This window comes from Kitasatospora sp. SolWspMP-SS2h (assembly GCF_003259315.1).
Lineage (GTDB): Bacteria > Actinomycetota > Actinomycetes > Streptomycetales > Streptomycetaceae > Kitasatospora > Kitasatospora fiedleri.
Map to the genome: position 1 here is coordinate 245664 of NZ_QLLT01000005.1, position 26331 is coordinate 271994.

The 26331-nt window shown below is 75.0% G+C and carries 21 protein-coding genes; 15 read left to right on the forward strand and 6 right to left on the reverse strand.

Features of this window, described 5'->3' with window-relative positions; translation table 11 throughout:
* Nucleotide 1: 1 nt before the first annotated feature.
* The 4 genes from K353_RS08650 to K353_RS08665 all read left to right on the forward strand — a co-directional run bounded on the left by K353_RS08650 (nucleotide 2) and on the right by K353_RS08665 (nucleotide 4228).
* Entirely contained in the window at nucleotides 2-958 is a 957-nt protein-coding gene (locus tag K353_RS08650) for a carbohydrate ABC transporter permease (protein ID WP_111552988.1), read from the forward strand.
* Nucleotides 959-964: 6 nt separating this feature from the next.
* Nucleotides 965-1858 (forward strand): carbohydrate ABC transporter permease, encoded by an 894-nt coding sequence (locus K353_RS08655; RefSeq protein ID WP_111552989.1) that lies wholly within the window; start codon nucleotides 965-967, stop codon nucleotides 1856-1858.
* An 8-nt stretch (nucleotides 1859-1866) separates the two neighbouring features.
* Nucleotides 1867-3147, forward strand: a complete 1281-nt coding sequence (locus K353_RS08660) for a 6-phospho-beta-glucosidase (protein ID WP_111553031.1) — start codon at nucleotides 1867-1869, stop codon at nucleotides 3145-3147.
* Nucleotides 3148-3208: 61 nt separating this feature from the next.
* The gene (locus K353_RS08665; RefSeq protein ID WP_111552990.1) at nucleotides 3209-4228 is read left to right on the forward strand and encodes an N-acetylglucosamine kinase; all 1020 of its coding nucleotides are present in this window, start codon (nucleotides 3209-3211) and stop codon (nucleotides 4226-4228) included.
* 168 nt (nucleotides 4229-4396) lie between these two features.
* Here the strand turns inward: K353_RS08665 and K353_RS08670 are convergent, their stop codons facing one another.
* Nucleotides 4397-7030 carry a DUF11 domain-containing protein gene (locus tag K353_RS08670; protein WP_146616427.1) on the reverse strand — a complete coding sequence of 878 codons (2634 nt, stop codon included), beginning with the start codon at nucleotides 7028-7030 and terminating at the stop codon, nucleotides 4397-4399.
* Nucleotides 7031-7239: 209 nt separating this feature from the next.
* Nucleotides 7240-7638, reverse strand: a complete 399-nt coding sequence (locus tag K353_RS08675) for an alpha/beta fold hydrolase (protein WP_111552992.1) — start codon at nucleotides 7636-7638, stop codon at nucleotides 7240-7242.
* 355 nt (nucleotides 7639-7993) lie between these two features.
* Between K353_RS08675 and K353_RS08685 the strand changes: the two genes are divergently transcribed.
* Complete coding sequence (locus tag K353_RS08685; RefSeq protein WP_146616428.1) at nucleotides 7994-8608, forward strand: hypothetical protein; 615 nt, start codon at nucleotides 7994-7996, stop codon at nucleotides 8606-8608.
* A 121-nt stretch (nucleotides 8609-8729) separates the two neighbouring features.
* Here K353_RS08685 and K353_RS08690 read toward each other — a convergent pair whose 3' ends face one another.
* Entirely contained in the window at nucleotides 8730-9302 is a 573-nt protein-coding gene (locus K353_RS08690) for a nucleosidase (protein WP_199528042.1), read from the reverse strand.
* Between the two features lie 559 nt (nucleotides 9303-9861).
* Between K353_RS08690 and K353_RS08695 the strand changes: the two genes are divergently transcribed.
* From K353_RS08695 to K353_RS08740, 10 genes are all read left to right on the forward strand, one after another.
* Nucleotides 9862-11217 (forward strand): hypothetical protein, encoded by a 1356-nt coding sequence (locus K353_RS08695; protein WP_146616429.1) that lies wholly within the window; start codon nucleotides 9862-9864, stop codon nucleotides 11215-11217.
* A gap of 25 nt (nucleotides 11218-11242) precedes the next feature.
* On the forward strand, nucleotides 11243-12244 hold the full coding sequence (locus tag K353_RS08700) for a glutamate ABC transporter substrate-binding protein (protein WP_146616430.1): 1002 nt from the start codon (nucleotides 11243-11245) through the stop codon (nucleotides 12242-12244).
* A gap of 299 nt (nucleotides 12245-12543) precedes the next feature.
* On the forward strand, nucleotides 12544-13905 hold the full coding sequence (locus K353_RS08705) for a hypothetical protein (protein ID WP_111552997.1): 1362 nt from the start codon (nucleotides 12544-12546) through the stop codon (nucleotides 13903-13905).
* Entirely contained in the window at nucleotides 13898-16294 is a 2397-nt protein-coding gene (locus tag K353_RS08710; protein ID WP_111552998.1) for a serine/threonine-protein kinase, read from the forward strand. Before K353_RS08705 ends, K353_RS08710 begins: the two co-directional genes overlap by 8 nt.
* 2 nt (nucleotides 16295-16296) lie before the next feature.
* Nucleotides 16297-17586: a PP2C family serine/threonine-protein phosphatase gene (locus K353_RS37135; RefSeq protein WP_370447573.1), complete on the forward strand. Its 1290-nt coding sequence runs from the start codon at nucleotides 16297-16299 to the stop codon at nucleotides 17584-17586.
* A gap of 38 nt (nucleotides 17587-17624) precedes the next feature.
* Nucleotides 17625-18953, forward strand: a complete 1329-nt coding sequence (locus K353_RS08720) for a VWA domain-containing protein (protein WP_111552999.1) — start codon at nucleotides 17625-17627, stop codon at nucleotides 18951-18953.
* A gap of 43 nt (nucleotides 18954-18996) precedes the next feature.
* On the forward strand, nucleotides 18997-20487 hold the full coding sequence (locus tag K353_RS08725) for an FHA domain-containing protein (RefSeq protein ID WP_111553000.1): 1491 nt from the start codon (nucleotides 18997-18999) through the stop codon (nucleotides 20485-20487).
* A 185-nt stretch (nucleotides 20488-20672) separates the two neighbouring features.
* On the forward strand, nucleotides 20673-21590 hold the full coding sequence (locus K353_RS08730; protein ID WP_111553001.1) for an ABC transporter ATP-binding protein: 918 nt from the start codon (nucleotides 20673-20675) through the stop codon (nucleotides 21588-21590).
* Nucleotides 21587-22717: an ABC transporter permease gene (locus K353_RS08735; RefSeq protein ID WP_111553002.1), complete on the forward strand. Its 1131-nt coding sequence runs from the start codon at nucleotides 21587-21589 to the stop codon at nucleotides 22715-22717. The genes K353_RS08730 and K353_RS08735 overlap by 4 nt, the downstream gene beginning before the upstream one ends.
* A gap of 80 nt (nucleotides 22718-22797) precedes the next feature.
* Nucleotides 22798-23208, forward strand: a complete 411-nt coding sequence (locus tag K353_RS08740) for a globin (RefSeq protein WP_111553003.1) — start codon at nucleotides 22798-22800, stop codon at nucleotides 23206-23208.
* A gap of 71 nt (nucleotides 23209-23279) precedes the next feature.
* Here K353_RS08740 and K353_RS08745 read toward each other — a convergent pair whose 3' ends face one another.
* The 3 genes from K353_RS08745 to ettA form a co-directional block, all read right to left on the reverse strand.
* Nucleotides 23280-23972: a hypothetical protein gene (locus K353_RS08745; RefSeq protein ID WP_100840324.1), complete on the reverse strand. Its 693-nt coding sequence runs from the start codon at nucleotides 23970-23972 to the stop codon at nucleotides 23280-23282.
* Nucleotides 23973-24016: 44 nt separating this feature from the next.
* Nucleotides 24017-24460, reverse strand: coding sequence for a thioesterase family protein (locus K353_RS08750; protein ID WP_100840325.1), 444 nt, complete (start codon nucleotides 24458-24460; stop codon nucleotides 24017-24019).
* 116 nt (nucleotides 24461-24576) lie between these two features.
* Entirely contained in the window at nucleotides 24577-26241 is a 1665-nt protein-coding gene (gene ettA, locus K353_RS08755) for an energy-dependent translational throttle protein EttA (protein WP_111553004.1), read from the reverse strand.
* Between the last annotated feature and the right edge of the window lie 90 nt (nucleotides 26242-26331).

A 26331-nucleotide genomic window follows, 5' to 3' on the forward strand; every position in this document is an offset into this window, starting at 1 on the left:
CATGGCGCTCGTGACCTCCACCGTCCCGCCGGCGCTGCGCCGCAAGCGCCGGCGGGAGCGGGCCAGGACCCTGGCCTTCCTCTCCCCGTGGCTGGTCGGGTTCGGGTTCTTCTTCCTGTACCCGCTGGTCTCGACGGTCTACTTCTCGTTCATGCACTACGACGGGTTCAGCGCGCCGACCTTCGCGGGCCTGCGGAACTGGGACTACGTCTTCACCGACTACCCCTCCTTCTGGAAGGGCCTGGGCAACACGCTCTGGCTGGTCGTGGTGATGGTCAGCCTGCGGGTGGTGTTCGGCCTCGGCATCGGCATGCTGATCACCAGGGTGAAGTCCGGCGCCGGGTTCTTCCGCACCGCCTTCTACCTGCCCTACCTGGCGCCGCCGGTGGCCGCCACGATGGCCTTCGCGTTCCTGCTGAACCCGGGCACCGGACCGGTCAACCACCTGCTGGGCGAGCTGGGCCTGCCGCAGCCGGGCTGGTTCACCGACCCGTCCTGGTCGAAGCCCGCCCTGACCATGCTGGCGCTCTGGGGCATCGGCGACCTGATGGTGATCTTCATGGCGGCCCTGCTGGACGTGCCGGCCGAGCAGTACGAGGCCGCCGAGCTCGACGGCGCCGGGAGCTTCCAGCGCTTCCGGTACGTCACCCTGCCGAACATCTCGCCGATCGTGGTGTTCGCCGTGGTCACCGGCGTGATCCAGACCATGCAGTACTACACCCAGGCGATCGTCGCCGGGAAGGTCGCCTCCGGCGTGATCGGCGGCTCCGGGCAGCAGTTCGAGCCGGGCTACCCGCACGGCTCCACCTGGACGCTGCCGCAGATGGTCTACAACCTCGGCTTCCAGCGCTTCGACACCGGCTCGGCCTGCGTCGTCGCCGTCATCCTGTTCGCCCTCTCGATGGCGTTCACCTCGATCCTGCTGCGGCGCAAGTCCGGCTTCATGAATGAGGACTGAGACCCCGTGACCCTCGTCTCCGCTCTCCCCCGCAAGCGCACCGCCCCCGCCTCGGCGGCCGCCCGCGCCGCCCGCCGCCGCGCCGCCCTGCACTGGGTCGCCGTGCACTCCACCGCGGTCGCCGCCGCGCTGTTCTTCCTGCTGCCGTTCGTGTTCGTCTTCCTGACCTCGGTGATGACCGACCGCCAGGCACTCACCTCCGACCTGTGGCCGCACCAGTGGCAGTGGTCGAACTTCGCCACCGTGTGGAACACCCCCGGCTTCCTCACCTGGTGGCGCAACACCCTGCTGTACGCGGGCCTCGGCACCCTGCTGACCGTGGTCTCCAGCCTCCCGGTGGCGTACGCGCTGGCCCGGTTCCGCTTCCGCGGCCGCAACCTCGCCCTGATGGCGGTGGTGGCGATGATGATGCTGCCGCCGCAGGTCACGGTGATCCCGATGTACCTGTTCTGGGCCAAGCAGCTGCACCTGACCGGCTCGCTGTGGCCGCTGATCATCCCGATGGCCTTCGGCGACGCCTTCACCATCTTCCTGCTGCGCCAGTTCCTGCTGACCATCCCCAAGGAGTACGTGGAGGCCGCCCGGATCGACGGCTGCGGCGAACTGCGCACCCTGCTGCGGGTGGTGCTGCCGATGGCGAAGCCCGCGATCGCCGCCGTCGCGCTGTTCCAGTTCTTCTGCTGCTGGAACGACTACTTCGGCCCGCAGATCTACGCCTCCGAGAACCCGGGCGCCTGGACGCTCAGTTACGGCCTGGAGTCCTTCAAGGGCGCCCACCACACCAACTGGAACCTCACCATGGCGGCCACCCTGCTGGTGCTGGCGCCGGTGATCGTACTGTTCTTCTTCGCACAGCGCGCCTTCGTCGAAGGCGTCACACTGACAGGGGTCAAGGGCTGATGTCCGCACTGAAGTTGGCAATCGTCGGCGGCGGTTCCACCTACACACCGGAGCTGATCGACGGGTTCGCGCGGCTGCGCGACACCCTGCCGATCCGCGAGCTGGTGCTGATCGACCCGGCGGCCGACCGGCTGGAGCTGATCGCCGGCCTGGCCCGCCGGATCTTCGCCAAGCAGGGCCACGGCGCCACCGTCACCACCGCCACCGACGTCACCGCGGGCGTCCGGGACGCCGACGCGGTGCTGCTCCAGCTGCGGGTCGGCGGGCAGGCGGCCCGCGACAGGGACGAGACCTGGCCGCTGGAGTGCGGCTGCGTCGGCCAGGAGACCACCGGCGCGGGCGGCCTCGCCAAGGCGCTGCGCACCGTCCCGGTGGTGCTGGACATCGCCGAGCAGGTCCGCCGCACCAACCCGGACGCCTGGATCGTCGACTTCACCAACCCGGTCGGCATCGTCACCCGCGCCCTGCAGACCGCCGGGCACAAGGCCGTCGGCCTGTGCAACGTGGCGATCGGCTTCCAGCGCAAGTTCGCCGCCCACCTGGGCGTCGACCCGGAGCTGGTCCGCCTGGACCACGTCGGCCTGAACCACCTGACCTGGGAGCGCGGCGTCACCCTGCTCGACGCCCCCGGCGCCGCCACCGGCCGCGAGGTGCTGCCGCAGCTGCTCGCCGAGCACGGCCCGGAGATCGCCGCCGACCTGCACCTGCCGCTGCCGGTGGTCCGCCGGCTCGGCGTCGTCCCCTCCTACTACCTGCGGTACTTCTACCAGCACGACGTGGTGGTCGAGGAGCTGAAGGCCAAGGGATCCCGGGCCGCCGAGGTCGCCGCGATCGAGAAGCAGCTGCTGGAGCTGTACGCCGACCCGGCCCTGGACACCAAGCCCGAGCTGCTCGGCCAGCGCGGCGGCGCGTTCTACTCCGAGGCCGCGGTGCAGCTGATCGCCTCGCTGCTGGGCACCGACGGCCGCACCACCGTCCAGGTGGTCAACACCCGCAACGACGGCGTGCTGCCGTTCCTGCCCGACGACGCGGTGATCGAGGTCCCGGCCGAGGTCGACGCCGCCGGGGTCCGCCCGCTGCCCCAGCGCCCGGTCGAACCGCTCTACGCGGGCCTGATCGCCAACGTCACCGCGTACGAGCACCTGGCGCTGGACGCCGCGCTGCACGGCGGCCGGGACCGGGTCTTCGACGCGCTGCTCGCCCACCCGCTGGTCGGGCAGATCGAACTCGCCGACCAGCTCACCGACCGGCTGCTGGCCCACAACCGCGACCACCTGAGCTGGGCGTGACCGGCACCATGGCGGAGCACCACCGCACCACCACCGAGCACCACCACGGGGGGACCGCCCGATGAGCCACTCCGCACACCTGCCCGGCGTCCTCGCCATCGACGCCGGCAACAGCAAGACCGACCTGGCCCTGGTCGGCGCCGACGGCACGGTGCTGGCCACCGCCCGCGGCGGCGGCTTCCAGCCGCAGCACACCGGCCCGGAGGCGGCCGTCGCCGCGCTCGCCCCGCTGGTCGACGACCTGGCCCGGCAGGCCGGCGTCGGACCGCGCCCCGACGGGCGGCCGCTGACCGACCACGTCAGCGCCTGCCTGGCCAACGCGGACCTGCCGATCGAGGAGCAGCAGCTGCACGAGGCGATATCCGGCCACGGCTGGGGCGCCTCCGCGCACGTCGCCAACGACACCTTCGGCCTGCTGCGGGCCGGCACCGACGGGCCGCTGGGCGTCGCGGTGGTCTGCGGCGCGGGCATCAACTGCGTCGGCCTGCGGCCCGACGGGCGCACCGCCCGCTGGCCCGCGCTCGGCCAGCTCACCGGCGACTGGGGCGGCGGCGGCGGGCTCGCCGCCGAGGCGATGTGGCACGCGGCCCGGGCCGAGGACGGCCGCGGCCCGGCCACCCTGCTCTCCCCCATGATCGGCGCGCACTTCAGACTGGCCGGGGCCAACGCCTTCGCCGAGGCCATGCACCTGGGCCGGATCGACCGGGCCCGGCTGCACGAGGTCGCCCGGGTGCTGTTCGCGGCCGGCACCGCGGGCGACCCGGTCGCGCTCGACCTGATCGACCGCCAGGCCGACGAGGTGGCCCGGCTCGCGGTGATCGCGCTGACCAGGCTGGACCTGCTCGACCGGCCGGTGCCGGTGGTGCTCGGCGGCGGGGTGCTGGCCTCCCGGCAGCCGCTGCTGCTCGACAACCTGACCGCCCGGCTGGCCGCGGACGCGCCGCTCGCCGAACCGCGCGTGGTGGTCGCCCCGCCGGTGCTCGGCGCGGCCCTGCTGGGCCTGGACCACCTGGGCGCCGATCCCGCCGCGCACCGCCGGCTGCGGGACGGGTACCCGACCGCCCACGCGATAGCGGCCTGACCGGCCGGACCGGTCCGAGGACGGCCTGACCGACCGGTCAGGCCAGTCAGGCCGGTCAGCGGCGGCCCGGGCGCCGCCCCCGCGACCGCCGCCGGCGGGAGCGGTCGGGGCACCGCACCTGCCCCGACCGCCCCCGCCGGCGGTTCCGTTCTCGCGCCCTGCCGCGGGTCAGCTCCGGCGGGTGCGGCCCCGTCGGACGTGCCCCCGTCGGACGGCCAGCAGCACCGCGCCGCCGATCAGCAGCAGCACCGCGACCACGCCCGCGGCGGCGGCCGGCGCGCCGGTGCCGGGCAGCTCGGGGCCGTGGTGGTCGTGGTGCGGGGGCTTCGGCGCCGGGCTCGGGGTCGGGCTAGGGCTCGGGCTGGGGCTGGGGCTGGGCGCGTCGACGGTGACGGTGGCGCTCGCCGTGTTGTCGGACGGGTCGGTGTCGGTCTGGTCGAGGCCGGTCAGCGTCGCGGTGTTGGTGTGGGTGCCGGGCGCGGTGGCGCGGGCGGTGAGGGTGAGCCGGGCCTGCGCGCCGACGGCCAGGTCGCCGATCGTCCAGACGCCGGTGGCCGCCGCGTACCCGCCGGTGCCGGGCTCGGCGCGGACCAGTTCCAGGCCGGGCGGGAGCAGGTCGGTGAGGACCAGCCCGGTGGCGGGCGCGGGGCCGTCGTTGGCGGCGGTGACGGTGAACACCACCTGCCCGCCGAGCCCGGGGCGCGGGTCGTCGACGCTCTTGCCGACCACGATGTCGGTGTCGGTGAGCGGCCGGACGGTGGCGCTCGCGGTGTTGTTCGCCGTCACCGGGTCGTACTGGTCGGCGGCCGTGACGGTGGCGGTGTCGGTGGCGGGCGCGGCGGCGTCCAGCCGGACCAGCAGGGTGAGCCGCACGGTGCCGCCGACGGGCAGCGCGGGCACCGTCCAGCGTCCGGTGGCCGGGTCGTAGGCGGTGCCGGCGGCGGCGGTCGGGGTGAGCAGCGTGGTGCCGGCGGGGACGGGGTTGTCGACGACGGCGTTGGTCGCGTCGGCCGGGCCGTTGTTGCGCAGGGTGACGGTGAAGGTGGTGGTGGAGCCGACCGGCAGCACCTGCGGGTCGGCGTCCACGGTGACGGCGAGGTCGGCGACCGCGACCACCGGGATGACCGCGGTGGACGGGGCTGCCTCGACGGACTGCCCGATCGGGGAGACCGCGGCGGCGGTGGCGGTGTTGCTGAACGAGCCGGCCGCCAGGTCCTGTTCGGTGACGGTGTGGCTGCCGGTGCAGACCACCGAGCCGCCGGGCTCCACCACCGAGGCCGGGCAGGCCAGGTCGGTGATCCCCGGGTCCTGGACCACCAGGGTGGAGAGGGTGGAGCCTCCGGTGTTGGTGGCGGTGAAGGTGTAGTCGACCACCTGGCCCACGGTGTGCGGGGCGGGCGTGACGGCCCGCTTGTCGAGGGTCAGCGCCGAGGCGATCGGCACCGTCACGGTGGACGGTCCGGTGCCGAGCTGGGGGCCGATGGCCGGGGTCGCGGTGGCGGTCGCGGTGTTGACGACCCGTCCGGCGGCGACGTCCTGCGCGGTGACGGTGTAGCTGCCGGTGCACACCACGGTCGAACCGGGCGCGGGCGCCGGCGGCAGGGTGGTGGCCGGGCAGCTCACGGGGGCCAGCTTGTCGTCGCTGACGGTCAGCGAACCCACCTCCACCGCACCGGCGTTGGTGACCACGTACTGGTACGGGATCACCGTCCCGGCGGTGATCACCGCGGGCAGCGGCGGACCGCTCCGGTCGACCTGCTTGACCAGGTCGAGCGCGCCCAGCGGCAGGATCGAGGAGGCCGTGACGTTGCGGATCAGGTGGACGTCGGTGGAGCCGCCGGTGGAGGCGCTGAACCCGAACTTGTAGGTGGACGGCAGCCCGGCCGGGGCCGGCCGGTCCAGCACCTGGTGCCAGCCGGTGCCGTCCTGGAAGTCGATCTGGACGATCACCCGGGGGTCGGGCGCGGGCGTGATCTGCACGTTGACGGTGCGCTTGGCGACCGCCGGGTCGGTGGTGCCGAACGGCGCGCCCAGGCTGCCGGGCAGCGTGGTCGCGGCCCGCGGCGGGTCACCGGCCGGCGCCTCGGTGGTGGACGCCAGGTAGCAGTAGCCGGAGGTGCCGGCGCCCGGGCCGCGCAGGGTGACCGCGTTCGGCGCGACCGGGCCGTCCTGCCTCACCGGCGACTGCTGGCCGGTCGGGCAGTCCGCGCCCCGGTTCTCGCCGTCGTTGTAGAAGTTGCCGTACATGTCCAGGCCCACACCCAGGTAGCCGCCGACCACGCCGGGGCTGAGGTTGCGCTGCGCGTAGCCGAGGCTGCCGCCGTCCGCGCCCTTGGAGTCCAGCGGGGTCGCGCCGTCCACCAGGTAGAACCCGATGCCGTCGCCGGGCTGCGCGTTGCCGCCGTACTGGTACTGCTCGAAGGTCACCGACAGGCCCGCCGAGGCGGGCACCGGGCGGCGGTACAGCATCGAGCCGCCGACGAACCCGGCCGCGTCGTTGAGCTGGAGGTAGCCGGGCGTCACCCCGGGCACCGGCGCGGCCGGGGTGCCGCCGGCCGGGCAGGACGGGACGGGCGCGGTGCCCGGCGCGGGCGTGCTCCCGGGGGGCGCGCCGGTCAGGCAGGTGTCGCCCAGCGGCTCCCAGGACGGGTCGGCGATCGAGGCGCCCGCGAAGGTCTCGTCGACGATCACCGTCCCGCCGGTCGGCGGATCCGCCGCCGCCCGCGGCCCGGCCACCAACGGCCCCGCCGCCAGCAGCAGCGCCAGCATCCCCCGTGCCACCCCGCGCACCCGTCCCGCCATCCGCTCTCCCACCGCACCTCGCGCCCGTCCGCCCCGGTCGGGGCCGCACGAGCCTAGGCACCCCGCCCGCCCCCGCCCGCCCAGTGCGCCATCAGTGGGCGCGCCGGGCCGCACCGGGCCGGGGACGACACCGCCTGCGCGATCGCCGACGTGGTGGCGGACCCGGCGGACTGATTCGGTGGGCTGGGGCGGCGGGTTGGGGCGGCGGGTCAACTCGCTTGCGGGAGGGGCTGCTTGATGCGGGCGGCCTGGGCCCGGGGGTGGCTGGTGTTGCCGTTGTGGCCGCCGGGCAGCAGCTCGACCGGGGTGTCGAGCAGGGCGCCGAGGGCCTGGGCGCAGCGGCGGTCGAAGACGGCGGACGGGGTGGTGCGGCCGACGGCGGGCACGATCCGGGTGGTGGCGGCCCGGACGGCGTCGGCGTGCTCGGCCGGGCTCGCGCCGCGCTCGGGGTGGTCGAGGCGGCTGCGGGACGGGCCGCGCCGGTCGTAGGTGAGGACGGTGCAGGTGTCGGCCAGGTGTGGGACGAGGTCGGCGGTGCGGTCGGCGTCGCCCTCGCCGCTCCGGGCGATCAGCAGCAGCGGGCCGGACCCGGCCGACCGGCGGCGCACCCTGGTCCGCGCCGCCGAACGCCCCTCCGCCCGGGTCGCCGCCGTCCGCGCCGCCGGCGTCGAGGAGGCGCTGGCCGCCGCGCTCGGCCCCGACGCCGGACCCGAGCGGCTCGCCGAGGTCACCGCGGCGCCGACCGTCCTGGCCCGGCACCTGTCGGCGCGCGACTGACCGGGGCCCGCGCGCACCGGGGACGGGCCCGGGCCCAGGCCTGGGCTCTCCGCAGCGGCTTCCACGCAGGTGACGGTACGTCACCGCGCCGACAAGTTCCCTGGTCCGGTATCGGTTGAGTGAACATCCGGCCGCGGTGCCGGGGATGCCCGTTCTGTCCGTTGAACCCGCCCGGTGGGGTTGTTAGTGTCGCGCGCTCACAGCGCGTCCGACGGGGGCGTGCGCCTGGAGTACCGGGAGCAGCGCCAGATGGCGATCCGCAAGTCCACGATGCAGGAGCAGGTCGCCGCGGCGATCGCCGCGATCGAGCCCAACGACCGTCCGGTGACGACCTTTCACACGGTCACCGGCCCGAGCCCGTGGCTGACCCAGCAGTTCGGTCTGATCGGCCAGCTGTTCGTGAAGTACTACTTCGTGACGCTGACCCAGCGGGTCGTCGTCATCCACCGCGCCTCCCGGGTCAGCAACCGTCCGCTGGAGCTGCTGCACGTCATCCCGCTCGACCAGGCCCGCGCCTCGATCAGCGACGTGCGCCGGAACGCGCTCTGGAGCTCGCTGCGCTTCCTGATCCCGGGCGAGCCGCAGCCGACCCGCCTGAACATCCACCGTTACTGGCGGACCGAGATGGACGCCTTCACCGGCGGCCTGCTCGGCGGCGGCCCCGGCGTCCCCGGCCAGTACCCGCCGGCCCAGGCCCCCGGCCAGTACCAGCCGGTCCCCGGCCAGGCCCCGTACCCGCAGGCCCCGGCTCAGGCCCCGGCGCCGGCGCCGGCGCCGGGTGCCAACCCGTACAAGAACTGATCCGCGCCGGTGAGCCGGTAACCGCTCGCGCCGCCGGGGCGCCCGTCCGACCGTCGAACGGTCCGGACGGGCGCCCCGGCGTTTTCGCGGGTTCGCCGGGCGAACGAGGGGTGTCGGGGCGTCAGCCGAGGTGGGTGCGGGCCCAGTCGGCGAGCAGGCGGGCGCAGTCGTCGACGGACTCCTGCCAGCTGCGGACCGCGCCGTCCCCGGCCTCGTCGCTGACGTGCTTGATCAGCCGGACGGGGAGCCGGGCGCGGCGGGCGACGGTGGCGACCGCGTAGCCCTCCATGTCGACCAGGTCGGCGCTGCGGGCCAGCAGGTCGCGGTCGGCGTCGGCGGAGACGAAGCGGTCGCCGGTGGCGAGCACCGGACCGGCCGGGGCGAGGTCGATCGGGCCGTCCATCCGGTGGCCGGTGAGCTGTTCCAGCAGCGGGGTGTCGAGGTCGTGCTGGACCACCCGGCCGATCTCGTGCGTCCCGGCCAGGCCGGACCGCAGGGCGCCCGCGGTGCCCAGGTTGACGACGGCGGCGGGCCGCTCACCGCCGCCCAGCAGGCCGGCCAGCGCGGCCGCCGCGTTGAGCTTGCCCATGCCGGTGAGCAGCACCGGCAGGCCGCCGTCGAAGTGCGCGGCCTCCTCGGGCAGGGCGACGACGAGCAGCGGGCGGTCGGGGGTGACGGTTCCGGTCAGACGCATGACGCCCAGCTTACGAGGGGCCCGGGACGGCCGGACCGGGGCTACGGGGTGGGGGCGACCCGACCGAAACGGCGGCGGGACCGGCCGAGGCCGGGGCGAAGGGAGGCCGGGGCGGAACAAGGCCAAGGCGGCCGGGCCGGGGACGGCTGGACGGGAACGGCCGGGCCGAGGGTGGTGGGGCCCCGGCCGGGGACGGCCCGGTCGGAGCTGCGGGATCGGGCGAAGCCAGGGCCGGGGCGGCGAAATCGGGGGACGGAAACGGCCAGGCCGGGACGGCCGGGACGAGGCTACGGGGCCGAATCGGTCGGATCGGGGCGAGGACGCGGCCAGGCCCGAACGGCAGGATCGGGCGAGGTCGGGACCGGTCGGGGCCGGTGGGGGCACAGATCGGTCACCGCCCGGCGAACTCCAGACCAACTGCGGCCCGGGGGCAGCCGGGCGTGGTGATACTGCCCGGAGACAGGGCCGGTGGAGCCGAGGGGGAACGGTGGCCGCACAGACACAGGGGAGCGTCCTCGCGCCGCCGCCCGGCCGTCCGCCGGGAGCGGTGCCGAGCCGGGTGCCGAGCCGAGGGCCGGGCGGGGGGCCGGGGTGGTCGTTCGGGTCACTGCCCGAGGCGCTGTCCGGGTCGTTGGCGCGGCTGCGGCTGGCCGCCCGGACTCCGCCGGGGCGGCTGCGCACGGCGGGCGCGGTGCTGGTGGCGCTGGCGCTGCTGTTCGGGGTCACGGCGGCCTGGCAGTCCGCCGAACGGGCGTCCGCAGCGCGGAAGTTGGCGTCCCGCAGTGAGCCGCTCAGTCAGGACGCGGCGGAGCTGTACCGTTCGCTGGCCGACGCCGACGCCACCGCCGCCGCGGGCTTCCTGATGGCCGCCGCCGAGCCGCCCGAGGTGCGCAAGCGGTACCAGGACGACCTGGCGACCGCGTCCCGGCTGATCCCGCAGGCCGCCGCGCGCAGCGGCACCTCGTCCGACGCGCAGCGCCGGCTGGCCGAGCTGAGCCGGCAACTGCCGCGCTACGCGGGCCTGGTGGAGACCGCCCGGGCGATCAACCGGGAGGGCCTGCCGCTCGGCGGCGCGTACCTGCGCTACGCCTCCGACTACCTGCAGAAGACCGTGCTGCCGAACGCGCAGCAGCTGGCCGACACCGAGGCCGCCGCGCTGGACGGCGACCACGACGCGGCCGCCGCCGTGCCCTGGGCGGCACTGGTGCTGGGGGTGCTGCTGCTGGGCGCGCTGGGCCGCTACCAGATGGTGCTGTTCCGGCGCACCAACCGGGTGTTCAACCCCGGGCTGCTGGCCGCCTCGGCGGCGGTGCTGGTCGCGCTGGTGTGGACGGTCGGCGGCACCGCGGCGGCCGGCGGCCGCCTGCACGAGGCCCGCACCCAGGGCATCGACCCGCTGCGCCGGTTGAACCAGGTCCGGGTGGTGGCGTTGCAGGCGCACACCGCGGAGAACCTCAACCTGGTCTCGCGCGGCGCCACCGAGGCGTACGACGACCGCTGGGAGGAGCTGGCGCGGACCCTCGCCGGCCCGGCCGACAGCGCCGGTTCGGCGGTCGGGCTGCTCGTCGCGCCGCCGGACCGGGCCCGGCGGCAACTGACCGACGCCCAGCACCGGTTCGACGAGTGGCAGCAGCGGCACGCGGCCGCCGCCGAGCTGGACGCGAGCGGCGACTACGAGGGGACGCTGCGCACGACCCTGGCCCCGGGCCGGGACGACACCGCGGAGGCCGCGTTCAACGCCGCCGAGCAGCAGTGGGAGCAGGCCGGACGGGCCGAGCAGGCCGCGTTCGACTCCGCCGCGGGCGGCGTCGACGGGGGGCTGGCCGTCCAGGCGGTGGCGGCGGCGCTGCTGGCCGCACTGGCGGCCGGCGGCACGGTGCGCGGCATCGGGCGCCGACTGGCCGAGTACCGGTAACGGGGAAGGGGACGGGGAGCGAAGGATGCGCAGGGCGAGGACCGGAACACTGGTCGCGGTCGCGGCACTGGTGGCGGGCCTGCTGGGCGCCGGCGGTCCGACCGCAGGCGCGGGCGGTAGCGCGGACGGCGGCGCACCGGCCCGGGCGGCGGGCGTCTCGGCGGGCGTCGCGGTGAAGGTCGCCGCTGACGTCGCGGGCGTCGCGAGCGCCGCCGGCATCGCGGGCGTCGCGGGCGTCGCGGCGGACGACTGCGACACCGGGGCGTCGCTGCCGCCCGGGCAGCGGGTCGGGGCGAAGATCCAGGAGATCCGCAGGCGCGGTCGGCTGGTGGTCGGCGTCGACCAGAGTGCCTACAACTGGGGCTACCGCGACTCGCAGACCGGCAGGATCGAGGGCTTCGACATCGACCTGGCCCGCGCCGTCGCCGAGTCGGTGCTCGGCGACCCGGACAAGGTGGTGCTGAAGACCGTCTCCACCGCCGACCGGATCAACGTGCTCAAGGACCACCAGGTCGACCTGATCGCCCGGGCGATGACCGTCACCTGCGAGCGGAAGAAGCAGATCGCCTTCTCCGCCCCGTACTTCAAGGTCTCCCAGCGGGTGGTGGCGCCGAAGGCCGCGCACGCCACCAGCGTGGCGCAGGCGCTCGGCGGCAAGCGGGTGTGCGCGGCGCTGAACTCCTCCTCGCACACCGAGCTGAAGGCGGACCCGCACGGCGCCGCCTCGGTCGTCACGCCCGACAACCAGTTGGACTGCCTGGTGCTGATGGAACTCGGCGAGGCGGACGCCACCCTGTCGGACAGTTCACTGGCGGCGGCGATGGTCGCCCAGGACCGGACCATGGAGCTGGCCGGGGAGTCCTTCCTCCCCACGTACATGGGCGTGGGCATGAACCAGGACGACACCGACCTGGTCTCCTGGGTCAACCAGGTGCTGGTCGAGTGGCGCGGCGGCGGCTGGCAGGCCAGTTACGACACCTGGCTGCGGCCCAGCATGGGGGTGCCCGACCCGTACCGGCCGTGGTGACCACCGAGGCTCGGGCCGGGGCGCGGGCCGGTGCTCCGGCCGGGGCGCGGGCCGGGGCGCGGGCGGCTCGGGTGACGGCGGTGGTGGTGGCGGTGACCGGGGCGGTGGCGGCGGGACGGAACCGGGCCGGTTCCCCTTCCCGGACCGGGAATCCGGGGGACCGGCGTCCGTACGGTGCCGGGCGTCGGGGAGACTGGCGGCCCACGGGCCGTCGCTCCGACCGCCCCAGGACCGACGCCCCGTCACCACGACCGTGGCCGAGAGGAGGAACCGCGTTGGCTGGAACGACCCGCCCGGTGATGAACCGTGAGGAGGTCGATCGCGCGCTGGCCCGGCTGGGTGCCGAGCGCGACGCGGTCGAAGCGGCGCTGCTGGCGCTCCAGGACCACCCGGGGCTGCGGCTGTTGACCGGTGCCGAGCTGTCCGGGCGCACCCGGGAGCGCTGGGAGGTCGCCGAGGGCGGCGTCGCCCTGCTGTGGGCACTGTTCGACCGCTACGCGGAGGCGCTGGCCTCCGCCCGCGCGGTGCGCTCCCGGCGCACCCGGCCGACCGCCGCCGAACTCGCCGAGCTCGCCGAGCTGCTCTCCGGCCGCTCGGTGACCGTCTCCGGCGGGCGGCTGCCCCACCCGTCGGGTCAACTCGGCTCCTCGGCCCGGCTGGTGGAGCAGGTCACGCTCACCGAACTGCTGGAGCGGATGAACGGCTGGTACGCGGTGGTGGTCGAGGTGGTGAGCGCCGTCGACGCGGTCTGGTCGGCGCTGCCCGCCCGGATCGACCTGCTGCTGGCCGAACTCGGCCGGGTCCAGATGCTCGCGGTCTCGGTCGGGGTGCGCCCCGGCGGGCACCCGCTGGCCGACGACCTCGCCGACCTGGCCCACCACCTGGGCGCGCTGCGCGCCCAGGTGGTGGCCGACCCGCTCGCGCTGTGGCGCCCCAGCCGGGTGCCCGCGCAGCGCGGCCGGGCCGCCGAGGGCACCGCCTGGGCCGCCCCCACCGGCGCCGTCGACACCGCCGGGTTCGACCGGATGGGGCGCCGACTGGACGACATACGCGTCGAGTTGGAGGGTCTGCTGCGGCTGCGCGACGAGTCCCACGAGCGGCTCCAGCAGGTCGCCGACCTGCTCCAGCGCGCCGACCTGACGCTGGCCGAGGCCCGCCGGGCCCGCGGCGAGGTGCTGGCGAAGATCGCCTCGACCGAGGTGCCCGCCGTGCCCGGCCCGCACTCCGGGCTGCGCGAGGCGATCGGGCAGGCCGTCGAGTTCCAGCAGACCGGCCAGTGGTACCGGCTCGGCCCGCTGCTGGACGCGCTGGAGGACGCCGCCGCCAAGGAACTCGGCCGGGCCCGGCAGTCGCTCACCGAGGTCGCCCAGCCGCTCGCCGTCCGGGCCGAGCTGCGCGGACGGCTGGAGGCGTACAAGGCGATGGCCGCGCGGCTCGGCCTGGCCGAGGACCCCGAGGTGGTCGAGCGCTTCGAGAAGGCGCGCTGGCTGCTCTGGAGCGCCCCGTGCGACCTGCGGGCGGCGGCCGAGGCGGTCGGCCGCTTCCAGCGGGCGCTGCGCGCGTCCGAACGGCAGTCGCCGCCACCGCAGGCGCGTCAGGAACCGGAGACGCCGTCGCCGCAGGTCCGGGACACCGAGCAGGGGGAGGAGACCGATGGCTGACGCGTGCGCCCGCACGGGCTGCGCCGGGGAGATCGACGCCGACGGGTACTGCACCGAGTGCGGCCTCGCCCCCGAACGGGGCACCGCCCCCTCGGCGTCCCCCGTCTCCCCCGCCGCCCCCGTTCCCGGTGGTCCGTGCGGACGCGGCGACTGCCCGGGCAGCGTCGACCCGGACGGCTACTGCGACGAGTGCGGCCTCGCCGCCGCACGTTCCGTGGCAGCACCCGCCCCGCTCCCCGGGCCGCGCAGCGGTTCCGCCCCGTCCGGGCCGGGTGCCTCGCGCGGTTCGTCCGGCCGGTCCCGGTCGGGCCGTTCGGCGCGCGGCGGTCCGGTGTCGGTGCGCAGTTCGCGGGGCGGCACGGGCACCGCCCGGCGCGGCAACCTGGGCGCGGGCCTGGTGGCGATCGCCCCGGTGCCGGCCGCGGACCCGGCGCGGGCGGTGCTGGCGAACCCGGAGGTGCCGGAGCGCAAGCGCTTCTGCTCGCGCTGCGACCAGCCGGTGGGCCGGGAGAAGGACGGCCGGCCGGGCCGCCCGGAGGGCTTCTGCACCAAGTGCGGCACCCCGTACTCGTTCAGCCCGAAGCTGGGGCGCGGCGACCTGGTGGGCGGCCAGTACGAGGTGATGGGCTGCCTGGCGCACGGCGGCCTGGGCTGGATCTACCTGGCGGTGGACCGCCGGGTGAACGACCGCTGGGTGGTGCTGAAGGGCCTGCTGGACACCGGGGACGAGGACGCGCTGGCGGTGGCGATCGCCGAGCGGCGGTTCCTGGCCGAGGTCGACCACCCGAACATCGTCCGGATCATCAACTTCGTCGAGCACCCGGACGCCCGGACCGGCTCCGCCGACGGCTACATCGTGATGGAGTACGTCGGCGGCAAGTCGCTGAAGGACATCGCCAACGAGCGGCTGACCCCGGACGGGCGGCGCGATCCGCTGCCGGTCGAGCAGGCGCTGGCGTACGCGCTGGCGGCGCTGCCCGCGCTCGGGTACCTGCACGCGCGCCGGCTGGTGTACTGCGACTTCAAGCTGGACAACGTGATCCAGTCGGACGACATGCTCAAGATCATCGACCTGGGCGCGGTCCGTCGGCACGACGACGACGGCCCGGTCTACGGCACCGTCGGCTACCAGGCGCCGGAGATCGCCACCGCCGGCCCCTCGCCCTCCTCCGACCTGTACACGGTGGCCCGCACGCTGGCCGTGCTGACCTTCGACTTCCGCGGCTACACCGACCACTGGCGGCACGAACTGCCGGGCCCGGACGAGGTGGAGGTGTTCGCCCGCTACGAGTCCTTCCACCGCCTGCTGGTGCGCGCCACCGATCCGGACCCGGCCCGCCGGTTCGGCTCCGCCGAGGAGATGGCGGGGCAGCTGACCGGCGTGCTGCGCGAGGTGCTGAGCCTGCAGGACGGGCAGGCCAGGCCCGCGCCCTCCACCCTGTTCGGGCCGGAACTGCGGGTGGTCGACACCGAGTTGGCCGAGCGCCCGCCGCAGGCCCGGGCCGCCGCCCTGGCGCTGCCCGCGCCGCTGGCCGACCCGGCCGACCCGAACGCGGGCCTGCCGGCCGCGCTGCCCGCCGCGCCCGCCGAGGCGCTGGCCGTGCTCCGGGCGACCGGCACCGGCTCGGCCGAGCTGCGGCTGCGGGAGCTGCGCACCCACCTGGAGCTCGGCGACGCCGAAGCCGCCGCCGGGGTGCTGGCCGCCCTGGAGGCCGAGCACCCCGGCGAGTGGCGGGTGGTGTGGCACCGGGGGCTGACCGCGCTCGCCGCCGACCGGGCCGCCGAGGCCCGCGACTCCTTCGAGGCGCTGTACGACGCGTTCCCCGGCGAGAGCGCGCCCAAGCTGGCGCTCGCGGTCTGCGCCGAGCTGCTCGGCGACACCGCGGCCGCCGCCGGGTACTACGCCCTGGTCGGCACCGTGGACCGGTCCTTCGTGAGCGCCGCGTTCGGGCTGGCCCGGGTCCGGCTCGCGGACGGCGACCGGGCGGGCGCGGTCGCCGCGCTGGAGGCCGTGCCGGAGAGCTCCGCGCACTGGACCGCCGCCCGGATCGGCGCGGTCCGGGCCCGGCTGCGCGGCCGGGCCGCCACCGAGCCGCTGGCCGCCGAGCTCGCCGAAAGCTCCGACCGGCTGGCGGCGCTGACCCTGGACGCCCGGCGGCGCGAGGAACTCGCCGTCGAGGTACTGGACTCGGCGCTGAACTGGGTGCTGGCGGGGGCCGCCGGGAAGCCCGCCACGCTGACCGTGCTGGGACATCCCGCCGCGGAACGGGAACTGAGGCTCGCCCTGGAACACTCCTACCGAATGTTGGCGCGGTTGTCCGACCGGGCCGAGACGAGGATCGAGTGGGTGGAACGGGCCAACCGGGCCCGCCCCAGGACATGGGTGTGAGCATGCCGCAGCAGACCGAGTGCCCGAACTGTGCCGAACCGTTGGCCCCCCAGGACGCCTTCTGCGGGGCCTGCGGCACCGCCCTGACCGGACCGCCGACCCTGCGCGACCTGCCCGTCGTGCCCAGCTGCCCGCACTGCGGCTCCGCCGAGCTCGCGGAAGGGCGGTGCCAGCGCTGCGGGCAGGCCCAGCCGCGCGAACGCGACCACCAGGAGCTGGAGTCGACCGGCGTCGCGGCGGTCTCCGACCGCGGCCTGCGGCACCACCGCAACGAGGACGCGTTCACCGTCGCCACCGCCGAGGGCCCGGACGGGGCGCCCGCCGTGCTCGCCGTGGTCTGCGACGGGGTGTCCTCCTCGTCCCGCCCGGACGAGGCGTCCGCCGCCGCCGTCACCGCCGCCGCCGACTCGCTGGTCGCCGCGCTGGCGGTCGGCCGCGAGCCCGGGCAGGCGATGCGCGAGGCGATCGGCGCCGCCAACCGGGCCGTCACCGCGCTCGCCCACGACGGCACCGCCCCCGACGGCCGGCACAGCAACGCGCCGGCCTGCACCTACGTCAGCGCGGTCAGCTCCGGCGGCCTGGTCACCATCGGCTGGGTCGGCGACACCCGGGCCTACTGGATCCCGGACGACCGCGAGTCCGCCGAGCCGTACCGGCTCACCGAGGACGACTCCTGGGCGGCCCGGATGGTCGCCGCCAACCTGATGGCCGAGGCCGAGGCGTACGCCGACCCGCGCGCCCACGCCATCACCGGCTGGCTCGGCGCCGACGCCGAGGACCTCGACCCGCACACCGTCAGCTTCACCCCGCACGTCCCCGGGGTGCTGCTGATCTGCACCGACGGCCTGTGGAACTACGCCGAGGCCGCCACCGACCTGGCGTTCTTCGTCCGGACCGACGCCCGCACCGAACCGCTGGCCACCGCCCGGGAGCTGGTGCGGTTCGCGGTCGAGCGCGGCGGGCACGACAACATCACCGTCGCGGTGCTGCCGATCGACCCGCCGACTGCGCCGGCCGTCCACGAGGCCACCCTGCTCGACCTGCCGCTGCCGCGCGCCGCCGACCCGGACGCCACCGTCCCGCTGCGCCCGGCCCCCGCCGCGGTTCCGGCGGCCCCCGCCGCGCCGCCGGCCGCACCGCCCGTGCCCGCCGTCCCGCCCGCGCCCGTCGCCCCGCCGGCCGCACCGCCCGCACCCGCCGTCCCGCCGCTGCCCGCCGCCGCGCCGACCGCCACCGTGCCCGACACCGCCGCGCCGGCCGGGGCGCCGGGTGCCGGACCGGCCGGGAACTGACCCTCCGACCCTCCGCGCCCTCGACAGGAGCTCTCCGCATGGCCTCGTTGTCCAAGCCCGACGCGCCCCGGTTCGACGTCGACGTCTTCCAGAACGAGTACCTCGCCCAGGGCGCCCGGGAGGTCAACGCCATCGTCACGGTGACCGCGACCGGCGGCGGCACCTCCGGCGGCCGCCCGATCGGCGACTCCGGGCCGGACGCCGCCGTGGTCCTGGTGATCGACTGCTCCGGCTCCATGGAGCACCCGGACGGCAAGATGCGGCACGCCCGCGAGGCCACCGCCGCCGCCATCGACGAGCTGCGCGACGGCGTCGCCTTCGCGGTGGTCGCCGGCACCCACGAGGCGGGCGACGTCTACCCGGGCGACGGCCGTCTCGCCGTCGCCGACCGGTCCACCCGCGAGCAGGCCAAGGACGCGCTGCGCCGGCTCAGGCCGTCCGGCGGCACGGCGATCGGCAGCTGGATCACCAAGGCGCGGCAGCTGTTCGCCTCCCGCCCGGAGGCGTCCATCCGGCACGCCGTCCTGCTCACCGACGGCCGCAACGAGCACGAGCGGCCCGCCGACCTGCAACGCGCCCTGGACGCCGCCTCCGGGTACTTCACCGCCGACTGCCGCGGCGTCGGCACCGACTGGGAGGTCGCCGAGCTGCGGAGGATATCCTCCGCGCTGCTCGGCACCGTCGACATCGTCGCCGAGTCCTCCGGCCTGGCCGAGGACTTCCGCGCGATGATGTCCGCCGCCATGGGCAAGCAGGTCGCCGACGTCGCCCTGCGGGTGTGGACGCCGGCGAACGCCCGGGTGAAGTTCGTCAAGCAGGCCGCCCCCGCCGTCGAGGACCTCACCGGCCGCCGCGCCGACGCGGGCACCCGGGCCGGGGACTACCCGACCGGTTCCTGGGGCGACGAGTCCCGCGACTACCACGTGTGCGTGGAGGTCCCGGCCGCCGCCGTCGGCAGCGAGATGCTGGCCGCCCGGATCAGCCTGGTCCTGCCGCACCCGGACGGCACCGCCGAGGTGCTCGGCCAGGGGCTGGTGCGCGCCGTGTGGACGGACGACCCGGCCGCCTCGACCCGGATCAACCCGCAGGTCGCGCACTGCACCGGGCAGGCCGAGCTGGCCGACGCCATCCGCGGCGGCCTGGAGGCCCACCGGGCGGGCGACTTGGACCGCGCCACCGCCGAGCTGGGAGCCGCCGTCCGGCTCGCATACGCCAGCGGCAACGAGGGCACCCTCAAGCTGCTGCGGAAGGTGGTGGACGTGGTCGACGAACGGGAGGGTACCGTTCGGTTCCGTAAGAACGTGAGCGAGGCCGACTCGATGACACTCGAGACCCGGTCGACCAAGACCGTGCGCGTGAAGAAGTGAGCCGGACACCCGCCGGACCCGAACCTGCTGGAGTGGGGACCTGATGCCGATCTGCCCTAGGGGACACGAGTCACAGGCCGAGGACTGGTGCGACTACTGCGGTTTCCCGATGACGCCGCCGCCCGGCCTGGCGATCCCCGGTTTTCCGAACGGTCCGGCCCAGCCCGGCGCCCAGGGCCAGCCCGGCGGCGGCCAGGGACAGCCCGCGGGCGGCCAGCACCGCCCCGGCGGCCCCGCCGCGCCGCCGTCGGCCCCGCCCGCGTACACCTCCTCCGGCTACCCGCCGGTCGGCCCGGGCAGCACCCCGCCGTCCGGCACCCCGGCCGGTGGCGGCGGCTACTTCGAGCCGCGCCGCACCCAGACGCCGCCCGCCGGCACGCCCACCGGGCCGGCCGCGGGAGCCCCCGGCGCCCCCGGTGCCCCCGGCCCGTACGGTGCTCCGCCGCCGCCCCCGGCCACCACCGGCCTGGTCACCTGCCCGATCTGCCGCAGCCCGCAGACCGGCCGGTACTGCGAGGAGTGCGGCTACGACTACAACCTGGCCACCTCCGCCCGCCCGCCGGGCACCGCACCCGCCCCGCAGCCGCAGCAGCACCACCAGCAGCAGCAGCAGGGCTACGGTTTCCCGCCGCCCGCCGCCGCGCCCCCGGCCCCGCCGGCCGGGTTCGACCCGCCGGCCCCGCCGCAGTCGCCGTACGAGCGTCCGCAGCAGCAGCCGCAGCGGCACCAGCAGCCGTACGAGCAGCAGCAGCGGGCCCCGTACGAGCAGCCGCACGCCCAGCAGCAGTCGCCGCAGCCACCGCAGTCGCCGTACGAGCGTCCCCAGCAGCAGCACCAGCAGCCGCAGCAGCACGCCCCGCAGCAGCACCAGTCGCCGTCGCCGTACGAGCGGCCCGGCTACCCGGGTGCGCAGGCCGCCCAGGCCGCAGCCTCCGCGCCGTCCGCGCCGTCGTTCGACAAGCCCTCGGCCGCCGGGTTCCCGGACGTCGACTACGAGCGCACCGGCCCGGTGTACGCCGAGCCGTCCGCTCCCCCGGCGGGCCACCGCTCGCAGCCCGGACCGGACTCCGGGACGTCGTTCCGGCTCACCCCGCCCGGGCAGCCGGGCGGCGCGCCGCAGCAGCGGTCCACCTGGTTCGCCGTGGTGGCGCACGACCACGACTACTTCACCGACATGATGACCCGCAGCGGCCCGGAGGCGGCCGGCCTGTACTTCCCGCAGTACACCTCGGAGCGGCGGATCCCGCTGACCGGCCGCGGCCAGCTGCGGATCGGGCGGCGCAGCCAGCAGCGCGGCACCGTGCCGGAGATCGACCTGTCGGTCGCCCCGGAGGACCCGGGCGCCTCGCACCACCACGCCCTGCTGGCCGAGCAGCCGGACGGCAGCTGGGTGGTGGTCGACCAGGACTCCACCAACGGCACCACCATGAACGGCAGTCCGGACACCCTGCCGCCGCACACCGCGATCCCGCTGAACGACGGCGACCGGATCCACGTCGGCGCCTGGACCACCATCACGGTGCACCTGGCCTGACCCCGCACCGGCGGCCCGCCCGACAGCCGGGCCGCCGGACCGCGCGCTGACGCGGCGTCACGACCGGCCCGTGCCGGGGGAGTTCGCCCCCGGCACGGGCCGCGGCGTCCGCCCGGCCGTCCCGGAAGCTCAGGATTCGCACAAAAATGCTCGTGGGGCGGTGCCGACCGCCTACGCTTCGCCCCATGAGTGATGCGATAACCGCGGACGGGATCCGGAAGCGGTACGGGGATGTCCAGGCCGTGGACGGGGTCTCACTCTCCGTCAGGACCGGCGAGTTCTACGGCCTGCTCGGACCGAACGGCGCCGGCAAGACGACCACCCTGGAGATCCTGGAGGGCATCCGGGAGGCCGACGAGGGGCGGGTCGAGCTGCTCGGCCTGTCGCCGTGGCCGCGCAACCCGAAGCTGCTGCCGCGGATCGGCGTGCAGTTCCAGGCGTCCGCGTTCTTCACCAAGCTGTCCGCGCGCGAGACCATCCGCACCTTCGCCTCGTTCTACGGCATCGGTCCGAAGGCGGCCGACGCGATGCTGGAGCGGGTCGGCCTGACCGAGTCCGCGAACGTGCTGACCGACAAGATGTCCGGCGGCCAGGCCCAGCGCCTGTCCATCGCCTGCGCGCTGGTGCACGACCCGGAGCTGGTGTTCCTGGACGAGCCGACCACCGGCCTCGACCCGCAGGCCCGCCGCAACCTGTGGGACCTGCTGCGCGACATCAACGCCGAGGGCCGCACCGTGCTCCTGACCACCCACTACCTGGACGAGGCGGAGATCCTCTGCGACCGCGTCGCGGTGATGGACCACGGCAGGGTGCTGAAGACCGGCGCCCCCGCCGCGCTGGTCCGCGAGATCGACGACACCGTCCGGGTCCGGATCGAGTCCGGGCAGGTGAGCGCCGAGCGGGCCCGCGAACTGCTCACCGCCGCGGGCGCGGTGCACACCAACCTGGAGGACGACGGCGTCACGCTGGCGCTGTCCACCGCCGAGCCCGGGCCGGTGCTGTCCGTCCTGGCCGAGCAGAACGCGCTGCGCGGCCTCGAAGTCCGCGGCGCCACCCTGGAGGACGTCTTCCTCCAGCTGACCGGACGGGAGTACCGGGCATGACCGCCACCGAACAGGCCCGTACTCCGGCCCCCGCGCCCGCCGGCGGGGGCGAGCGCGAGCGGGCCAACGCCTTCGTCGGCCTCTCCCGGGTGATGCTGCTGGGCTTCGTCCGCGACAAGGGCACGCTGTTCTTCACCCTCGCGCTGCCACTGATGTTCCTGCTGCTGTTCGGCGTCCTCTACAAGGGCGGCGGCAGCACCCACGTGAAGGTCGCCGAGATCGGCCGGGTCGAGGTGCTGGACGACGCCCGGGCCCACGCCGAGGGCGCGCTGGAGGCGCTGGAGATCACCACCGACCTGAACGAGGCGGACGCCCTCGCCAAGGTCAGGAAGGGCGACCTGGACGGGCTGGTCACGGAGCAGCCGGACGGCACCCTGGTGCTCCGCTTCAGCCAGGCCGACCAGGTGAAGTCCGCCACCGTGCAGGGCATCGTCAACGCCCTGGTGCAGGGCGCCAACCAGGCGGCCTCGAACGTCGCGCCGAAGTACACCCTGGACGCCTCCAAGGTGGAGGACGACTCGACCAAGCCGATCCAGTACCTGACCCCGGGCCTGCTCGCCTACGCCGTCGCCATGGGCGCGGTCTACGGCGCGTCGTTCACCCTGGTCACCTGGCGCAAGAAGCGGGTGCTGCGCCGGCTGCGGCTGGCGCCGATCTCGGCGGGCACCATCGTCGGCGCCCGGGTGCTGGTCAGCGTGCTGGTCGCGCTCGCCCAGACCGCGCTGTTCCTGCTGGTCGCGCAGATCGACTACTTCGGGCTCAAGCTCACCGGCAACTGGTGGCTGGTGTTCCCGCTGGTGGTCTGCGCCACCCTGGCGTTCATGTCGATCGGCCTGGTCACCGGCTCGCTGGCGAAGACCGAGGAGTCGGCGAACGGCATGAACCAGCTGATCATCCTGCCGATGTCCTTCCTCGGCGGCGCGTTCATCCCGCTGGACTTCGCCCCGGGCTGGCTCCAGGACATCTCCCGGGCACTGCCGCTGCGCTACCTGATCGTGCCCGCCAAGTCGGTGCTCAGCCAGGGCGGCGGCCTGGCCGAGGCGCTGCCCGCGATGGGCATCCTGCTCGCCTTCACGGCGGTGCTGTGCGCCGTCGCCTGGCGCTTCTTCAACTGGGACGACGCGTAGCCGCCCGCCGCCCCGGGACGGGGGTCGTACGCCGGAAGTCCCGGTGTACGGCCCCCGTCGGCGTCTGCGACCATGGACGGGTGACTGACACCGGGCGCGAGACCACCACCGCACAAGAGGAGACCTTCTACCAGCGGGTCGGCGGCGAGGCGACCTTCCGCAGGCTGGTGCACCTCTTCTACCGCGGTGTCGCCCAGGACGAGCTGCTGCGCCCGATGTACCCGGAGGAGGACCTCGGCCCGGCCGAGGAGCGCTTCGCCCTGTTCCTGATCCAGTACTGGGGCGGCCCGCGCACCTACAGCGACCGCCGCGGCCACCCCCGGCTGCGGATGCGGCACGCCCCGTTCCGGGTCGACCGGGCCGCGCACGACGCCTGGCTGGGCCACATGCGCGCCGCCCTGGACGAGCTGGCGCTGCCCGCCGAGGCCGACCGCGAGCTGTGGAACTACATGACGTACGCCGCCGCCTCGATGATCAATACCGCGGGCTGAACACTGCGGGCTGAACACCCCGCCGCCGTCCGCGCCCGGCACCGCCCGGAGCCGGACCGCCGCGGCACGGTTCAGCGCAGCGGGCTGAGCCCCAGGCCCGCGCCGGGCGCGGCCGCCGTGCGCAGCACGACGGACCCGGCGGGCGCGTCCAGCCGCAGCCAGGCCCCGGCCCGGTGGGCGGAGAGCGGGGTGCCGGGGCGCAGGAACCCGATCGCGTGCGCGGCGTGCGCGGCCCGCAGCGGCAGGCCCTCGGCGGCGCCCAGCGGCCGGGACCAGATCTCGTCGGCGATCGCGTCGACCGCCTGCCTGGTCCGGTGGTGGTCCGGCACCTCGGCGGTGCGCCGCTTGAACTCCTCGACGGCGGCGAGCACTTCGCCCACCACCCGGTCGACCGGCGGCTGCCCGAGCGGCTGCCAGCCGGAGCGCGGCGGGAGCAGCCCGGTCCAGGACGGGCCGGTGACCGGCGCGGGCAGCCCGAGGGCGGCGCCCGCCTCGTCCACCGACTCCAGCAGCTGCCCGGCGGAGACGGTCAGGTCGGCGGCCGTGTCGAGCCCGGCCAGCCGCACGGTGCGCACCGCGAGCACCGCGGCCCCGCCGAGCGGCAGCCGGCCGAAGACCGCCAGCACCCCGCCGCCGTCCGCGCCCGGCACCGCCTGGAGCCGGACCGCCGCGGCCCGGTCGAAGCGCAGCAGCCGTCCGAGGAAGGCACTCAGGTCGGCGCCCTCCCGCCGGTCGGCGAGGTCGAGTCGGGTCTGCACGGTCACCGGGGTCAGCTCGTTTCGTCAGCGGCGGGTGTCGGCTCGTCCCGTCAGGCGGCGCAGCCGGCGGGCTGCTCGTCCATGAAGCGGCTCAGGAACTCCCGCTCGACGGGGCTGATCCGGCGCGGCCGGCCCTCGGCCAGGTTGTAGGGGACGACCACGGTGGAGGCGGTGACGTACACCGTCTCGGTGCCGTCGGCGGCGACGTCCTTGATCTCGTAGGAGACGGTCAGCGAGGCGCCGCCGATCTTCGTCACCCGGGTCTCGATGGTGACCGGCTCGGGCCGGTGCACCAGCGGCCGCTTGTAGTCGATCTCGTGGCGCGCCACCACCGAGCCGCCCGCGAACTCACCGGCGCCGGCCTCGGCGGCCTGGGTGAACATGAAGTCGATCCGGGCCTCCTCCAGGTAGCGCAGGAAGACCACGTTGTTCACGTGGCCGAAGGCGTCCATGTCGGACCACCTCAGGGGGCAGGCGTAGATGTGGCGAGCCACGGCGTTCTCCTCGAATTTCTCCGTACCCGTGGGTATCCGTGCGGGCGGCCTACGGGCGGGCGGCCCGGCAGCCCGCCCGCGGGGGCAGTCTGCCGGGCCGGGGTTGCGCCCGGGTGTCAGTCGCGGGTCAGCTTCTTGTAGCTGGCGCGGTGCGGGCGGGCCGCGTCGGCGCCGAGGCGCTCGACCTTGTTCTTCTCGTAGGACTCGAAGTTGCCCTCGAACCAGAACCACTTGCTCTCGCCCTCGTAGGCGAGGATGTGGGTGGCCACCCGGTCCAGGAACCAGCGGTCGTGGGAGATGACCACGGCGCAGCCGGGGAACTCCAGCAGCGCGTTCTCCAGCGAGGACAGGGTCTCGACGTCGAGGTCGTTGGTCGGCTCGTCGAGGAGCAGCAGGTTGCCGCCCTGCTTGAGGGTCAGCGCCAGGTTGAGGCGGTTGCGCTCACCGCCGGAGAGCACGCCGGCCGGCTTCTGCTGGTCCGGGCCCTTGAAGCCGAACGCGGACACGTACGCCCGGGACGGCATCTCGACCTGGCCGACGTTGATCCAGTCGAGGCCGTCGGAGACGACCTCCCACAGGGTCTTCTTCGGGTCGATGTTGGAGCGGGTCTGGTCGACGTAGCTGATCTTGACGGTCTCGCCGACCTTGACGGTGCCGCTGTCCGGCGTCTCCAGGTCCTGGAGCATCTTGAACAGGGTGGTCTTGCCGGCGCCGTTGGGGCCGATCACGCCGACGATGCCGTTGCGCGGCAGGGTGAAGCTCAGGCCGTCGATCAGGATCTTGTCGCCGAACGACTTGTGCAGGTCGTCGACCTCGATGACGACGCTGCCCAGGCGCGGGCCCGGCGGGATCTGGATCTCCTCGAAGTCCAGCTTCCGCATCTTGTCCGCCTCGGCCGCCATCTCCTCGTAGCGGGCCAGGCGGGCCTTGGACTTGGCCTGGCGGCCCTTGGCGTTGGAGCGGACCCACTCCAGCTCTTCCTTGAGCCGCTTGGCGCGCTTGGCGTCCTTCTGGCCCTCGACCTTGAGGCGGGTCTGCTTGGTCTCCAGGTAGGTGGAGTAGTTGCCCTCGTACGGGTAGGCGCGGCCGCGGTCGAGTTCGAGGATCCACTCGGCGACGTTGTCCAGGAAGTACCGGTCGTGGGTGACGGCGACGACGGTGCCGGGGTACTTCTCCAGGTGCTGCTCCAGCCAGTTCACCGACTCGGCGTCCAGGTGGTTGGTGGGCTCGTCGAGCAGCAGCAGGTCGGGCTGCTCCAGCAGCAGCTTGCAGAGCGCGACGCGGCGGCGCTCGCCGCCGGAGAGCTTGGTGACCGCCCAGTCGCCGGGCGGGCAGCCCAGCGCGTCCATGGCCTGCTCCAGCTGGACGTCGAGGTCCCAGGCGTTGGCGTGGTCCAGGTCCTCCTGGAGGGTGCCCATCTCGGCGAGCAGTTCGTCCGAGTAGTCGGTCGCCATCAGTTCGGCGATCTCGTTGAACCGGTCGAGCTTGGCCTTGATCTCCTTGACGCCGTCCTGGACGTTCTCCAGGACCGTCTTGGACTCGTCCAGCGGGGGCTCCTGCTGGAGCATGCCGACGGTGAAGCCCGGCGAGAGGAAGGCGTCGCCGTTGGAGGGCTGGTCGAGGCCCGCCATCATCCGCAGCACGGTCGACTTACCGGCGCCGTTGGGGCCGACGACGCCGATCTTCGCCCCGGGGAGGAAGCTGAGCGTCACGTCGTCAAGGATGACCTTGTCGCCGTGTGCCTTGCGCACCTTGCGCATGGTGTAGATGTATTCCGCCACGTTGAGATCGCTCCGGCGTCGTCGTGAGTAATCGGCTTGCAGCCTTCCATTGTGCCGTAAGGCCGGGACCGCCCCGAACGCCCGGCCGGG

Bases quoted from the DNA above. Each gene is read 5' to 3' on its own strand.
- K353_RS08650 (WP_111552988.1), top strand. From the start codon at position 2: ATGGCGCTCGTGACCTCCACCGTCCCGCCGGCGCTGCGCCGCAAGCGC.
- K353_RS08665 (WP_111552990.1), top strand. From the start codon at position 3,209: ATGAGCCACTCCGCACACCTGCCCGGCGTCCTCGCCATCGACGCCGGC.
- K353_RS08670 (WP_146616427.1), bottom strand. From the start codon at position 7,030: ATGGCGGGACGGGTGCGCGGGGTGGCACGGGGGATGCTGGCGCTGCTG.
- K353_RS08690 (WP_199528042.1), bottom strand. From the start codon at position 9,302: ATGCGTCTGACCGGAACCGTCACCCCCGACCGCCCGCTGCTCGTCGTC.
- K353_RS08700 (WP_146616430.1), top strand. From the start codon at position 11,243: ATGCGCAGGGCGAGGACCGGAACACTGGTCGCGGTCGCGGCACTGGTG.
- K353_RS08705 (WP_111552997.1), top strand. From the start codon at position 12,544: ATGAACCGTGAGGAGGTCGATCGCGCGCTGGCCCGGCTGGGTGCCGAG.
- K353_RS08710 (WP_111552998.1), top strand. From the start codon at position 13,898: ATGGCTGACGCGTGCGCCCGCACGGGCTGCGCCGGGGAGATCGACGCC.
- K353_RS37135 (WP_370447573.1), top strand. From the start codon at position 16,297: ATGCCGCAGCAGACCGAGTGCCCGAACTGTGCCGAACCGTTGGCCCCC.
- K353_RS08720 (WP_111552999.1), top strand. From the start codon at position 17,625: ATGGCCTCGTTGTCCAAGCCCGACGCGCCCCGGTTCGACGTCGACGTC.
- K353_RS08725 (WP_111553000.1), top strand. From the start codon at position 18,997: ATGCCGATCTGCCCTAGGGGACACGAGTCACAGGCCGAGGACTGGTGC.
- K353_RS08730 (WP_111553001.1), top strand. From the start codon at position 20,673: ATGAGTGATGCGATAACCGCGGACGGGATCCGGAAGCGGTACGGGGAT.
- K353_RS08735 (WP_111553002.1), top strand. From the start codon at position 21,587: ATGACCGCCACCGAACAGGCCCGTACTCCGGCCCCCGCGCCCGCCGGC.